General features: G+C 64.7%; 12 protein-coding genes. 7 read left to right on the top strand and 5 right to left on the bottom strand.

Annotated features, from left to right (window positions below):
* The first annotated feature begins 28 nt into the window (after positions 1-28).
* Both F4Y72_01985 and F4Y72_01980 read left to right on the top strand, forming a co-directional pair.
* Entirely contained in the window at positions 29-1,312 is a 1,284-nt protein-coding gene (locus tag F4Y72_01985) for a beta-lactamase family protein (GenBank protein ID MXZ27056.1), read from the top strand.
* A 19-nt stretch (positions 1,313-1,331) separates the two neighbouring features.
* A complete protein-coding gene (locus F4Y72_01980) occupies positions 1,332-2,621 on the top strand; it encodes a beta-lactamase family protein (protein ID MXZ27055.1) in 1,290 nt (429 codons plus the stop codon).
* 16 nt (positions 2,622-2,637) lie between these two features.
* Here F4Y72_01980 and F4Y72_01975 read toward each other — a convergent pair whose 3' ends face one another.
* Both F4Y72_01975 and F4Y72_01970 read right to left on the bottom strand, forming a co-directional pair.
* Entirely contained in the window at positions 2,638-3,609 is a 972-nt protein-coding gene (locus F4Y72_01975; GenBank protein MXZ27054.1) for an alpha/beta fold hydrolase, read from the bottom strand.
* Positions 3,479-4,960, bottom strand: a complete 1,482-nt coding sequence (locus tag F4Y72_01970; protein ID MXZ27053.1) for an aldehyde dehydrogenase — start codon at positions 4,958-4,960, stop codon at positions 3,479-3,481. Before F4Y72_01970 ends, F4Y72_01975 begins: the two co-directional genes overlap by 131 nt.
* Before the next feature lie 163 nt (positions 4,961-5,123).
* Between F4Y72_01970 and F4Y72_01965 the strand changes: the two genes are divergently transcribed.
* From F4Y72_01965 to F4Y72_01945, 5 genes are all read left to right on the top strand, one after another.
* Positions 5,124-6,053, top strand: coding sequence for a phytanoyl-CoA dioxygenase family protein (locus F4Y72_01965; GenBank protein MXZ27052.1), 930 nt, complete (start codon positions 5,124-5,126; stop codon positions 6,051-6,053).
* Between the two features lie 37 nt (positions 6,054-6,090).
* Positions 6,091-6,408, top strand: coding sequence for a hypothetical protein (locus tag F4Y72_01960; protein MXZ27051.1), 318 nt, complete (start codon positions 6,091-6,093; stop codon positions 6,406-6,408).
* Positions 6,409-6,477: 69 nt separating this feature from the next.
* Positions 6,478-7,542, top strand: coding sequence for a class I SAM-dependent methyltransferase (locus tag F4Y72_01955; protein MXZ27050.1), 1,065 nt, complete (start codon positions 6,478-6,480; stop codon positions 7,540-7,542).
* Between the two features lie 3 nt (positions 7,543-7,545).
* Positions 7,546-9,129 (top strand): FAD-binding oxidoreductase, encoded by a 1,584-nt coding sequence (locus F4Y72_01950; protein MXZ27049.1) that lies wholly within the window; start codon positions 7,546-7,548, stop codon positions 9,127-9,129.
* A gap of 6 nt (positions 9,130-9,135) precedes the next feature.
* Positions 9,136-10,302, top strand: coding sequence for an NAD(P)-binding protein (locus tag F4Y72_01945; protein ID MXZ27048.1), 1,167 nt, complete (start codon positions 9,136-9,138; stop codon positions 10,300-10,302).
* A 12-nt stretch (positions 10,303-10,314) separates the two neighbouring features.
* On the opposite strand, the gene F4Y72_01940 is transcribed toward F4Y72_01945, so the two are convergent.
* Genes F4Y72_01940 through F4Y72_01930 form a run of 3 tightly spaced genes read right to left on the bottom strand, consistent with a single transcriptional unit; the run spans position 10,315 to position 12,997 of the window.
* Positions 10,315-10,605, bottom strand: a complete 291-nt coding sequence (locus tag F4Y72_01940) for a hypothetical protein (GenBank protein MXZ27047.1) — start codon at positions 10,603-10,605, stop codon at positions 10,315-10,317.
* The gene (locus tag F4Y72_01935) at positions 10,602-11,663 is read right to left on the bottom strand and encodes a class I SAM-dependent methyltransferase (GenBank protein ID MXZ27046.1); all 1,062 of its coding nucleotides are present in this window, start codon (positions 11,661-11,663) and stop codon (positions 10,602-10,604) included. The genes F4Y72_01940 and F4Y72_01935 overlap by 4 nt, the downstream gene beginning before the upstream one ends.
* Positions 11,660-12,997, bottom strand: a complete 1,338-nt coding sequence (locus tag F4Y72_01930) for an MFS transporter (GenBank protein MXZ27045.1) — start codon at positions 12,995-12,997, stop codon at positions 11,660-11,662. The genes F4Y72_01935 and F4Y72_01930 overlap by 4 nt, the downstream gene beginning before the upstream one ends.
* Positions 12,998-13,026: the final 29 nt, after the last annotated feature.

Below are 13,026 nucleotides of genomic sequence, written 5' to 3'. Positions count from 1 at the left end.
CGAGAAAGAAACCTCAAGGATCAAAACCATGAAACGCGTGATCTTCTGCGCCGCCCTGGCCAGCGTGCTTGGAGCGGCGACCGCCTTTGCGCAGGACCCTCTGCCGCGCGCCCAACCCGCCGATGTGGGGATGAAGGAATCGGGCATGGACGCGCTGGCGGCGTCCATGCGCGCTCTGGTGGACGAAGGTCGCCGTGCCGGCGTCGTGTGGGGCGTGGCCAGGCACGGCAAGCTCGTGCAACTGGAAGCGTACGGACACCGCGACCGCGAAGCAGGCCTTCCGATGGAGGCGGACACCGTGTTCCGGATCTATTCCCAAAGCCGGGCGGTCACGGGCGCCGCCATCCTCACGCTGGTGGACGACGGGTCGATGGGTCTGGACGACCCCGTTGCCAATTACCTGCCGGAGATCGCCGCCATGCCGGTGATTGCGGAACTGCGCCGCGACCAGGTCGTGCGCACCGTGCCGCAGGACCCGCCCATGACCATCCGGCACCTGTTCAATTACACCGCCGGCCTTGGCTATGCCGTCAGCTGGCCCGCCGGCGTCGGCATTGAACAGCGGGAGATTCTGTCGCTCGAGCACACGCTGGAGGACATGGTCGACAAGTTGTCCACTTATCCGCTGCTGGCCCAGCCGGGCGAGAAATGGATTTACGGCTTTCATTCCGATGTGCTCGGGGCCCTGGCGGAAGAGGTGTCGGGAACAGACCTCAGCGATTTCCTTGACCGCCGTTTGTTCACACCCCTGGGCCTGAAGGACACGGGGTACTGGGTTCGCCGCGGGTCCAACGACCGACTGGCCATCGTGTACGGGCCCGACGACTCCGGCGCCCTGGTGCGCCGCGACGCCCCGCCCTCCGGTTCCTATACGGAACCGGGCATCTTTTTCTCCGCCGGCGGCGGCCTCGTTTCGACGGTGCCCGACTATCTCCGTTTCGGTCAGATGATCCTGAACGGCGGCGAACTGGACGGGGCACGCATTCTCAAGGCCGGGACCGTGGCGGAAATGGGCGCCAATGCCCTGGGACCGACCCAGGGGACGGTGTCCTTTGGCGACGGTTTTGTCCCGCCCAAACCCTTTGCCGGATACGGTTGGGGCCTGGCCATCGGCGTGCGTCTGGCCGACGGCGTACACACAGTGCCCGGCTCGCCGGGGGACCTGGTCTGGGGCGGTTTGGCCAACACCACCTTTTTCTTCGATCCGGTCGAGAACATCGTCGCCGTGGCCATGACGCAATATCTGGGGCCCGACTCCGCCGAGCTGGTCTTCCGCCTGCGCGAAGGGGTTTACGGTGCGCTCGCGGATTAAGTTCGTTACGGAGCGGATCATGAAACGCCTGCTGACACTTCTCACGCTTGTCTGCGCTCTTGCTGCGACAGGCGTTTCCGTGGCGATGGAGCCGGCGGACCCGCAGGACGTGGGTCTGTCTCCCCTGGCCCTGGAGCACCTTGAGAAGGCCATGACCGCGCTGGTGGAGACTGACCGGCGTGCCGGCGTGGTGTGGGCAGTGGCCAAGGACGGCAAACTGGTCGCCCTCAAGGCGGCAGGGTTCCGCAACAGGGAAGAAGGCCTGCCCATGGAGACGGACTCCCTGTTTCGCTATTACTCCATGACGCGCACCATCACTACGGTCGCCGTGATGATCAACTACGAAGAGGGCCGGTTCAAGCTCGACGATCCGGTTTCGAAGTACATCCCGGCCTTCGCCGACACGCCGGTGCTGAAAGACCGCAAAGGCACGGAGACCGAACCTCAGGCCACGCCGCTGACCATTTATCACCTGCTGACCTATACGTCCGGTCTCGGTTATCCCTTCGATTACGATCCCTCTCTCGAGGTGACGTTCGAGAAAACGTTGTGGCCCGGTTTGACCATTAAGGAGGGCGTGGATTATCTCGCCACCCGTCCGCTGCTTTTTCAGCCGGGCGCCCGCTGGTACTACGGTTTTTCCAGCGACGTGCTCGGGCGATTGGTGGAGATCTGGTCGGGCCGGCCCTATGACGAATTTCTGCAGGAACGGGTGTTCGATCCCCTCGATCTTAAGGACATGGGTTTCACGGTGCCCGACGACGATTGGCACCGCATGGCCGAGGTTTACGCTCCCGGCGAAGACGGCGGATTGGTCAACGCCACGGCACGCGTGCCCAACATCAATTCCTTCCGCGACGGTGAAACCATGTTCTCGGGCGGCGGCGGTCTCGCCGGGACGGCCATGGACTACCTCCGCGTGGCGCAAATGCTGCTGAACGGGGGCAAGCTCGACGGCAAGCGCCTGCTCAAGACCGACTCCGTCGCGTTGATGACCCGCAACCACCTCACCCCGGACCAGGGCCCGCTCAACTGGTACGCCCAGGGACGCTTTGCCGACAACGATCCGTGGACCCGGCTCAACGGCTATGGCTGGGGCCTGAGCATCGGCGTGCGCGCCGAAGGGGGCGGTCACGCCATCGCCGGCGGTCAGGGCGAATTCAAATGGGACGGTCTCGCCAACACCACGTATCTTGTCGATCCGGAAAACGCCATCGTTGCGGTGGCGCTTACCCAGTACCTTGGCCCTGGCCAGGACGACCTGGAGATGGCCCTGCGCACATCCTTGTACGGAGCGGTATTGGATTAGAGTTCCGTCCGCGGTCTCAGGAGTTGATTTCCCGCAGCAGGCGGGACAATTCGCCGTTATAGCGGTCGGCGACGGTCACCGTGCAGAAGTGCCCGCCCTCCGGCAGCATTACCCGGCGCGCGCCGGGAATCCGCTCGGCCAGTTCCCGCGCCATGCCGGGGGGCGTGAGCACATCGTCTTTCGCCGATATGACACCGGTCGGGACGCGGATTCCGTGGATTTCCTCTCTCAGGTCATGCGTCATGACGGCATTCAGCCGCCCCAGTTCCGCCTCGACCCCCGGAAACACCTTGAGGCGGTCCGCGACGATCCTGTCCCTGCCCGGATAGGAGTCCTCGATCGCCCACGCCGGAGTGACCAGCAGGGTCCCCGAGAAAAGGTAACTCTCGGCGCCGGCGTCCAGCAGGATCTTGCGCCGGAGCTGGAACAGTTCGACGAACAGCGGCGTAGGCCCGGCCCAGCTTGAGCTGAGGACGAGCGATCGGACCCGGGCCGGCGCTCTCAGCGCAAGGTGCTGTCCGATGGCGCCTCCGGTCGAGTGACCGACGATATGCGCCGCTTCGATTCCAAGCGCGTCCATCAGCGCCAGTGCGTCATCCGCCATCTCGCTGACGCTGCTGTGCAGCGGCGCCTCCGGGCTGCGCCCCACGCCGCGATGGTCGTAGGTCACGACGCGGTAGCACGGCGAGAAATACTCGACCTGCTTGCGCCAGAACACTCCCGATCCGCCCAGCCCAGCGACCAGCAGCAGGACCTCCCCCTCGCCATGCTCCTCGACGAAAAGCTCAGCGTCGCCTGCGGAAATCAGGGGCACGAATACTACGAGGGCGGCACGCCCTCGCTCCCGGGGTAGCGGTCTATGACCAGGACAGCGTGACCGCCTTGGTCTTGGTGTAGAGGTCCAGGGCCGCTTCGCCGAACTCGCGCCCCCAGCCGGACTGCTTGTTGCCTCCAAACGGCATCGTGGGATCCATCGCCGCGTGGCAATTCACACCGACCTGTCCGGCGTCGATCAGCCGGGTCATGCGCATCGCCGTTTCAAGGTCGCGCGTCCAGACGCTGCCGGACAGCCCGTAGGTCGTGTCATTGCCGCGCGCCGCCAGCGACTCGAAGTCCTCGTCGTCCGAGAAGGTCTGCATCGAAATCACCGGGCCGAACACCTCTTCGCGAACGATTTGCATACCCGGTTCGCAGTCCGTAAACAGCGTCGGCTCGATGAACCAGCCGTCGCGGTCCACGCGATTGCCGCCGGTGACGCGCCGCGCGCCTTCCTTTTCCGCACGGGCAATCATTCCCTCGACCCGCTCGCACTGCCGCTCGGTTATCAACGGACCGATCATGTTGGCCGGGTCCGAGCCGGGTCCGATCTGCATGCTGCCGGCGAATCCGGCGATTCCCGCCGCCAGGTCGTCTGCGATCTTTTCGTGCACGAACAGGCGGCTGCCGCACACGCAGTTCTGGCCGGACAGCAGAAAACCGGCCATGGCCACGCCGGGCACCGTGGTCGCCAGGTCCGCATCCGGAAATACGAACACCGGGGACTTGCCGCCCAGCTCCAGCGAAACTTTCTTCAGATTGCCCGCCGCGGCCTTGACGATGATCCGTCCGACCTCGGTCGAACCGGTGAAGGCGATCTTGTCCACGTCGTCGTGCGCGGTCAGCGCGGCGCCGGCCTCTTCACCGAGTCCGTTCACGACGTTGAAAACACCGTCCGGGAAGCCGGCTTCCTGCGCAATCTCCGCCATCAGCAAGCCCGCGATGGGAGCGTCTTCCGCGGGCTTGAGCACCAGCGTGCAGCCGGCCGCCAGCACCGGCGCGATCTTGAGCATTTCCATGCCGTACGGATAGTTCCAGGGCGTGATCGCGCCCACAACGCCGATCGGTTCCCGCAGGGTATAGGCAAGCAGGTCGGTCGGGGACTTGCCCATGGCCGAAGACGGCATGGTCTTGCCGGTGATCTTGTTCGTCCACCCCGCGTAGTAGCGCAGGAACAGGGACGCGAACGGCGCCGATCCCTCGGCGATCATGCGCGGCAGTCCACCGTCCAGGATCGACAACTCAGTAATGTCCTTCGCATTGGCCTCCATCAGCTCCGCGAACCTGAGAATGAGTCTTGCACGCTGGTCCGGCGCTACCGCGGCCCAGGCCGGCAGCGCCGCCCGGGCTGCCGCTACCGCCGCATCGACTTCACTCTGTCCGCCCAGATGCAATTGCGAGATCGGGCTTCCGGTGGCTGGATCCAGAACGTCCCGCAAGCTCCCGCTCGCGACGCGTTCGCCGTTGATGAAGTGCGGTTGCGGGCGGCTCAGCCGCTCGGCCGGATTGGTCGAGATTCCCATGGCGGCATCCCCCGATGCAAAGGAACGTTGATTCTATGCAGCGCGGCTGACACCGTAAAGTCGCCATTCACCGCGTTTATGGCAGGGCAACGCGTTTTCTATTGGCGGTATGGGGCCGGTCTCGTGTACATTTGCCGGGTACCCTGCGACGGCCTGACCGACCATGACCACACTGCCCGAACCGTGCCGGCCCATTACCCGTGAAGAAATAGAAATCTACGAACGCGACGGAGTCGTATGTCTGCGGGGCATACTGGATCGGCGCTGGATCGATTCGCTGATTCCGGCTGCCAGGCGGATCGCCGTAGACAACGAGGATGTCGGACTGCTGCCGACGTATCCCGGTCGCTACATGTCGCGCAAGGTGCCGGAATTCCGCAAGTTCGTGTTCGAATCGCCGGTGGCCGAAGCGGCGGCCCGGGTCATGAGGTCGAGCATGGTGCGCTTTTTCTTTGACGAGTTTTTCGTCAAGCCTCCGCGCTCCAGCAAGACCACGATATGGCACTGTGACCGGATGGGCTGGCCCACGGTCGGCAAGATGGTGCCTTCGATATGGGTGCCTCTGACGCGGATCGCCGAAGAGAATTCGCTGGAGTGCATTGCCGGTTCGCAGAGCCAGGACGTGCGCTACTGGCTGTTCTCGCCCAATGCGCGCCAGATGGAGAGGCCGGACGACCGCGTGCCGCATCCGGATGGAGAAAAACTCCGCGCCGATCCCGCCAACCACTTTCTGAAATGGGCGATGGAACCCGGCGATATCCTGATCGTGCATCCGTGGACGCTGCACTACTCGCACGGCAACAACGCGGACGACTGGCGGATCGCGTTGTCCATTCGAGTCTTCGGCGACGATATTCGCTGGCATCCAAGGCCGGACTGCGTGAACCTGGCAGGTGTCAGTTTCGACGAGATGATCGAAGGGGAGCCGCCCGGGGGACCGCTGTTTCCCGTCTTGTGGTCGGAAGACGGCTACCGGGACGGCGATGGCGATTTCCCCACGGGTTTTGCGACCGCCTGGAGCCGTGATCGGCGCACCGACATCAACGAGTACGAAGCGTTCAAGCGCGCGATGGCGGCGCAGAAGGCGGGCTGACCTCACCCTTTGGCAGGTGAGGCAGGGGAGGTCGACAATGAATTCGAAACACGACGAACTGTCCCGGGCGCAGGTGGAGCGCGCCGGTCTGCCGGGCCCCGGCGAGGAGCCGCACTTTCTTCCTCATCCGGTGATGGACCGCCTGCTGGAAGCGGTGATCGTCCTGGGCGGCGAGCTCTGGATCGAGCGGGACCGGCGCCGTGCGCTGGAGTCGCTGCTGCATTCCAAGGGCCTGGTTGCGCCCGAGGAAATCGAAGCCCATTCCGAGTCCGATACGCAGGGCCGGCAGGAGGAGTTGGCTGCCCTGGTGAGTCGTTTGCTCGACCCGCTTCGCACCATGCGCGCCGACGGCTAGCGCCGCCCCCAGCCGACGTGCGTTAATCTCTGAGTGCATTCGGCGCCACTGAAATACAGGAAAGCTGATATGGAACAAAGAAACCCCGGCAAGCATCCCCAGCCCCCGAGGAGGGAGGACGCGAGCCACATGGAGTACATGACCGAGGTCCGCAACTTCGCGATACGGTCGTGGTTTCCCGAAATCGCCGGCGAGGTTGGCGGCATCGCCGCGCAAGCCGGCATGCCCGCGGTGATTGACTCGGACCAGTACGCACAGCTTGCGCCGGAAATCGATCGGAGCCCGGCGGTTGCCGGTTGGAAGCGGGTCATGCGCAGCCAACAGCAGCTTGCCTGGCAGAAGCTGCAGGACTCGTACGCGGCCGATCGCGAATTCTGGGAAGGCCGACTGACGGAGGCCGAAGAACGCAACCCCGGTCGCCTGCACTGCGATCCGGACTTCCACGTGCCGGAGTCGGCCTGCGAGGACATCCACCTGCAGCCTGGCGGTTATTGCGGCGACAACCTGGCGGGCTTTGTCTTCTATCACGGCACCCGCGTCTTCTACCAGGGCGACAACGACAAGGATGAAATTCACGAAGCCTGCGTGGACGACATGCGGCTGCCGGCGGACGGGCAGGTCCGGCGAATCCTGGACCTCGGCTGTTCGATCGGGCAATGCACGACGGTGCTGAAGGAGCGGCACCCCGAGGCGGAGGTCTGGGGACTGGACGTGGCCCTGCCCATGCTTCGCTATGCGCACATGCGCGCTACCGATATGGGCTTGGACGTGCATTTTCAGCAGGCCCTGGCGGAGAACATGCAACATGACGACGATTCTTTCGACGCGGTGCTTGCCTACATACTGTTTCACGAGGTCCCCGAGCACACCTTCGAACCGATCGTCCGCGAAATGCTGAGAGTGCTGCGCCCGGGCGGCACACTCACGGTGATCGATACGCCCAATTCCACTGTGTTTCCCACCCCGAACTGGATGTGGAAGGTGTTCGACGCGCGCTACAACTGCGAGCCGTATTCCCAGGCATTCGGTGCGTTCGATTTCGCGGCCCTGCTTGATAAGGTCGGATTCGAGGACGTCAGTAAGGAAACCACCAACACGTTTCTTCTCAATACGCTGGCCACCAAGCCCGGCTGAGCAATGCGCCGCGATAGCCCGGGCGCCGACGGCGCGGCGCTGATCGATGCGCTGATCGAGGCGGTCGGGCCGGAACACGCGGCCACGTCGGAGGAAGCGAGGGAACTCGCTTCGCAGGACGTTTACCGCAGCGTCGAGATGCCGCTGGCCGTGGTCAGCCCCGGTTCCACGCAGGAAGTGCAGGCCGTGCTGCGGGCCTGCCATGCGCACGCAACGGCGACGTTTGTGCGGGGCGGCGGCATGTCGTACACGGACGCCTTTCTGCCTGATCGCGAGCGATCCATCGTCCTGGACACCGGCCGCCTCAACGCGGTGCGCGAGATCAATGCGCACGATCTGTACGCCACGGTGGAGGCCGGATGCACCTGGTCCGCCGTGGATGCGGAACTAGCCGAACACGGGCTGAGGTCGGTGTTCTGGGGGCCGATGTCCGGCCGGCTTTCGACCGTCGGCGGCGCCATGTCGCAGGGGGCGGTCACTTTCGGCTCGGGAAGGCACGGGCCATCGGTTTCGGCTGCATTGGGGCTGGAAGTCGTGCTGGGTGACGGCAGCGTGCTGGTGACCGGTTCCGGAGGGCAGCCGGAGCACAGTTCCTTTTTCCGGGAATACGGCCCGGACCTCACCGGGCTCTTCTGCGGCGACGCGGGCGCCCTGGGAGTGAAGACGGCGGTGACGCTCAAGCTGGAGCCGCGTCCCGCTGCCGGCGAGGGCCTGAGTTTCTCGTTCGATGATTTTTCCCAACTCGTGGAGGCGACTCGGCGCGTGTCCCGCAGCGGCCTCGCCACCGAGGTGTTCGGCGCTGAGACCGAACTGATTCGGCAGGCCGCGGGCCGGGCCGAGCTGAAGCAGGACGCACGAAACTTATTCACCATCATGCGCGCCGCTTCAGGGCCCGTACAGGCCCTGCGCAAGGGACTGCGGGTGGTCATGGGCGGGCGCCGGTTCCTGAACGCCTCCAAGTACCTGCTGAACTTCCTGACCGAAGGGGCGGACGCGGCGGAACTGCGCATGAATCTGCGACGGATACGCAGGGCGGTCGGTGATCGGGGCATTGAAGTGGCCAATACCATGGCCGAGTATGCGCGCGCGGCCCCGTTTCCGGCCCCGATGATCGTGAGCCCCACTGGCCGCCGGCTGTTGCCCCTGCATGCGATCGTTCCGTTTTCGGGTGCCGTGGGCCTGCATGAAGAGTACCTGCAATACGTAGAGGGTATTCGGGGAGAGTGCGAAGAGAAGAGCGTGCAGGCATTCGTCGTGTACAGCACCAGTGCCAGGGCCGGGTTCCTCTGGGAGGTGGTGATTTACTGGGATGACGAGTGGCTTTCCTACCATCGCCGGTATCTTCCGGAAGAAATGAAAGGCGTCGCGAGCGAGGGCCGGGCGAACCCCGAGGGCCGGGAGCTTGTGGAGCGGATGCGCGTGGATCTGATCGAGCTCATGTACCGCCATGGCGCGGTGCACCTTCAGATCGGCCGCGCCTACCCGTATGCGAGAGACCGCGACCCCGGGGCCCTGGAGTTGCTGCGCTCCGTCAAGCGGCAGGTGGATCCCTCGGGGCTGATCAATCCCGGCGCCCTCGGCATCTAGCAACCCGTGGCGGAAGAAATTGCGATTGTCGGCGCCGGCATCGGCGGCCTGGCTCTGGCGCTGGGGCTGGCCCGCGCGGGCCAGCGGCTGCGCGTCTATGAGCAGGCGCCCGAGCTCAGGGAGATCGGCGCCGGCGTTTCGCTGTCGCCGAACGCCGTCAAGGGACTTCGTTACCTGGGCATCGGCGAGCGACTGGAGGCGCTGGCCGACGAGCCGCCGACCCAGGTCACGCGCCACTACGCCAACGGCAAGGTGCTGGTGAACTTCCGGCGCCACAACACCCGCGAGCAACTGGGCGCGCCATACCTGCAGGCCCATCGCGCCGATCTGCATGATCTTCTGCGCGAAAGACTGGCCACGCTGCAGCCTGATGCGCTGGTGCTGGACAGGGAACTGACGGCCGTTTCGGTCGATTCGGCGAGTGCTTATGTATTGGGTTTTGCCGACGGGTCGCAGGCAGCCGCCGATTTGCTGGTCGGCGCCGACGGGCTCAAGTCCACCGTGCGCCGCGAGGTCTTCTCCGAACCGGCGCCCGAGTTCTCCGGCTTCGTGGCCTGGAGGGGCCTGGTGACCCGGGACGAGTTGGGCGCGGAACAGTCCCGCCCCGGTTCCATGGTGTTCGTGGCGCCGGGCCGGATGTTCGTTCGCTACCCCGTACGCCACGGGGCATTGCAGAACTTCGTGGCATTCTCGCGGGCGGACAACTGGACCGCGGAAGGCTGGTCGCAGACCGGCGATATCGGTTCGGTGCGTGGCGTCTTTTCCGACTTTCACGAGGACGCTCGTGTTGTGCTTGGAGCTTTTTCCGGCACGCGCTGCCACAAGTGGGGCCTTTTTTCGCGTCCACCCCTGCCTCGCTGGGTCAAGGGCCGGGCTACCGTGCTGGGCGACGCCGCCCACCCGATGCTGCCCTGGTTGGGCCAGGGCGCCGCGATGGCGATCGAGGACGCGGTGATCCTATGCCGATCGCTGATCGAGTTCAAAGGGGCCGATGAGGCGCTGCGTCGCTACGAGAACGCCCGCCTGGAGCGCGTGACCGTCATCCACCGCGAGTCCCTTCACGGGGGCGAGCGCCTGATGCAGCAGGACCCGGACGAATTGGCCCGAAGGCCCGTAGTCACCGAGGAAACCCTAGGCCTTTCCCACTACGATCCCGCAACCGAACCGCTCTAGAACGGGAGGCGGTCAGGGCAGCGGGTCGGATTTTCCGGCCAGGGCGTTGGTAACGCGGGCCACCAGGGCGCGGCCGCGCTCGTTGAGTTGCTTCTGCTGTTCCGCATCCGGCTTGAAGGTTTCGATTTCCGTGCCGACGTTGAGGCCATGGCGCTCGAGCACCGCTTCCAGTGCGGCGAGGCGGTCAATCAGGACGTAGAGCTCGTGCGTAAGCGTCATTACGGCCTGGCCCACGCCAGGCATGTCGTCCGCCGTGAGCGTCGGGCGGTCGGGATTGTTGAAGGACCTGGGGTCGTCGTTCATCCGGGCTTACGCGCGGTCACGACGTAGGGGTAGGGATAACCCTGATTGCCTATCGCGCGACCGTCAACCTCCTCGAAACCGACGTCCTCCAGCGCCGCGACCAGGTCCAGGCTGGCGGACTCTCGCCAGAACGGCTCGCCGCCGAAACGCGCGAGCTGGTCGGCCTGCCATTCCTGGACCTTGTTCAGGTGCGCGTAGCGCGCGACGTCGCTCATCAGCAGGTCGCCGCCGGGCTTCAGCACCCGGTAGGCCTCGGCAAAGGAGTCCCGGATCGCGTCGGCGGGCATTTCGTGCAGAAGGATGTACGAGGTGACCAGGTCGAAGTGCTCGTCGTCGAAGCCGGTGTCCTCGGCGGCGCGCAGATACAGTTGCCAGCCGTAGCCGCAGGAGTTGCCGGTGCGCAGCGCGTGCTCCAGTGTGCGGATCGAAACGTCCACTCCGGTGATTTCCGCGTCCGGATAGGTCTCGGCCAGCGCCCGTGTGAAGTGCCCGGTGGAGCAGCCCATCTCGAGAATGCGGCCGTAGCTTTCCTTGGGCGCCAGCCCGGCCACCATGCGCCGCTGTGTGAAAATGCCGCCCGGATAGGTGGCGTCCACGATCAGCCTGTGGACGATCTCGCCATGAACGAAACCCATGTAGGGATGCCCGTCCCATCCGCCGCGGGTGCGGTGAATCTCCACGCCATCGAAATAGTCAGGAACCTTGAAGTCCTCGTCGGCAACGAGCCGCGACGGTCCTTCGTCGTAACGCGCGAGCAGTTCGGTCACGCCCGGCTTGAGTTCCTCGAACGCGTTCATCGCGATCAGTCCGTGCTGGCGCGAATGCCATTCGCCGATCGTTTGCTGCACTCGGTAGCCCGGTTCACTGGACAGGACGCCGGTGACGGCTTGGTGGCGCTCGTCGAGGTCGTCCGGCAGGGACGACCCGTCACCGAAGCGGGTGCTCAGTTCCTCCTGGACGCCCTTTCGCACTCCGGTCGTGCCGTGAAATACGTGGGCCAGGAAATCGACGGAAGCGCGACCGCGCTGGCGGAGTTTCGGTTGCAGCGTGTTGTTCATGATGACGCGGCCCTCAGTTTCGCAAGATCCTTGTCGGTCAGACGATAGCGGGTCAGCAGCAAGATTGCCACACACCCCATGAACGTCGGGACGTAGGACATCCCGAGCAGCAGGGCCCTCGATACTTCCGGCGTCCACAGTTGAATTTCCGGCAGGCCCGGTTCGAAACCGGCCACCCGCAGGGCCCAGCCCACGATCAACGGTCCCGTGGCGAAAGTGACTTTCTCGACAAAGCTGTAGACGGCCGTGTACACGCCTTCGCGCCGGATTCCGGTCCGGCTGGAATCGAATTCGATCGTATCGGTAAGCATCGACATGGCCATGACGATGTTGCCGCTCGCCGCAACCGCAATGATCGCGCCCCGCGCCAGGATCAGCGGCAAGGGTTCGCCCGGCCCGGCCAGCATCCAGCTCGATACGCCGGCCAGGTAGCAGAATGCGGCCAGCAGGTAGGTCTCGCGCTTGCCGATGCGTTTCGAAATGGCCACGAGCAGCGGCGTGCTGCAGGTGGACACGATGGTGACCACGATGCCGTAGTAGAAAAGAACGGTCAGCGGGAGTTTGAGATAAAAGCTGACGAAAAACACCACGGTCGCCTGCGAGGATGCGATGCCGATCAGCTGCGCCGCCTTTACCGCGATCAGCCGCAGAAAATGCGGGTTGCCGAGAATGGGGCGGAATTGCCGAAAGACGTTGATCCGCTCGACGCCCGCGTCGGTGAAGCGCGCGCCGGCCGTGCCGAACCAGGTGATCAGCATGGCGGCGAGGATGACGGCTCCGCCGCCCGCGCCGATTACGGCGTACGCGTCCCAGTTCTCTCTCCCCAGATTTTCCAGGACCAGCGGGGCGATCGAAGTGGCGAGGAACACGCCGCTAGCGATGAACACCATGCGATAGCCGTGAATCGCCGAACGTTCGTGGTAGCTGTCGGTCATTTCCGCCGGCATGGCCATGTAGGGAACGTTGAACAGCGTATAGCCGACCGTATACATCAACAGGGCCAAGAAAACGTAGCTCGCAGTCAGCCACTTCCAGTCGAAGACCGGAGTCGTGAAGATCAGCACGAACGCCAGCGCGGACACGAATGCGCCGGCCAGGAGAAACGGCCGCCGCCGGCCGACCGACGTCTTCACCCGGTCGCTCCAGCCACCCACGATGGGGTCGCTGACCACGTCCAGGAGTTTGGTCAGGAAGATCAGCGCACCGGCAAGAAGCGGATCGATTCCCAAGACGTTGACCAGGTAGAACAGTCCCAGCACGCTGACCGCATTCATCAGCAGCGCCACGCCCAGCGCGCCGGTGCCCCAGCAAACGCGGATGCGCTGCGAAATCACGGCATCCTGCCGGGAACGCCTTGGGGAGA

It is taken from the genome of Gammaproteobacteria bacterium (assembly GCA_009838035.1).
GTDB lineage: Bacteria > Pseudomonadota > Gammaproteobacteria > Steroidobacterales > Foliamicaceae > Foliamicus.
Note: the sequence above shows the minus strand (reverse complement) of the source record. Positions and strands in the feature narration are given on the sequence as shown.

Coding starts and splice junctions, on each gene's coding strand:
- F4Y72_01965 (MXZ27052.1), top strand. CDS start 5,124: ATGACCACACTGCCCGAACCGTGCCGGCCCATTACCCGTGAAGAAATA.
- F4Y72_01970 (MXZ27053.1), bottom strand. CDS start 4,960: ATGGGAATCTCGACCAATCCGGCCGAGCGGCTGAGCCGCCCGCAACCG.
- F4Y72_01940 (MXZ27047.1), bottom strand. CDS start 10,605: ATGAACGACGACCCCAGGTCCTTCAACAATCCCGACCGCCCGACGCTC.
- F4Y72_01960 (MXZ27051.1), top strand. CDS start 6,091: ATGAATTCGAAACACGACGAACTGTCCCGGGCGCAGGTGGAGCGCGCC.
- F4Y72_01980 (MXZ27055.1), top strand. CDS start 1,332: ATGAAACGCCTGCTGACACTTCTCACGCTTGTCTGCGCTCTTGCTGCG.
- F4Y72_01955 (MXZ27050.1), top strand. CDS start 6,478: ATGGAACAAAGAAACCCCGGCAAGCATCCCCAGCCCCCGAGGAGGGAG.
- F4Y72_01950 (MXZ27049.1), top strand. CDS start 7,546: ATGCGCCGCGATAGCCCGGGCGCCGACGGCGCGGCGCTGATCGATGCG.
- F4Y72_01935 (MXZ27046.1), bottom strand. CDS start 11,663: ATGAACAACACGCTGCAACCGAAACTCCGCCAGCGCGGTCGCGCTTCC.
- F4Y72_01985 (MXZ27056.1), top strand. CDS start 29: ATGAAACGCGTGATCTTCTGCGCCGCCCTGGCCAGCGTGCTTGGAGCG.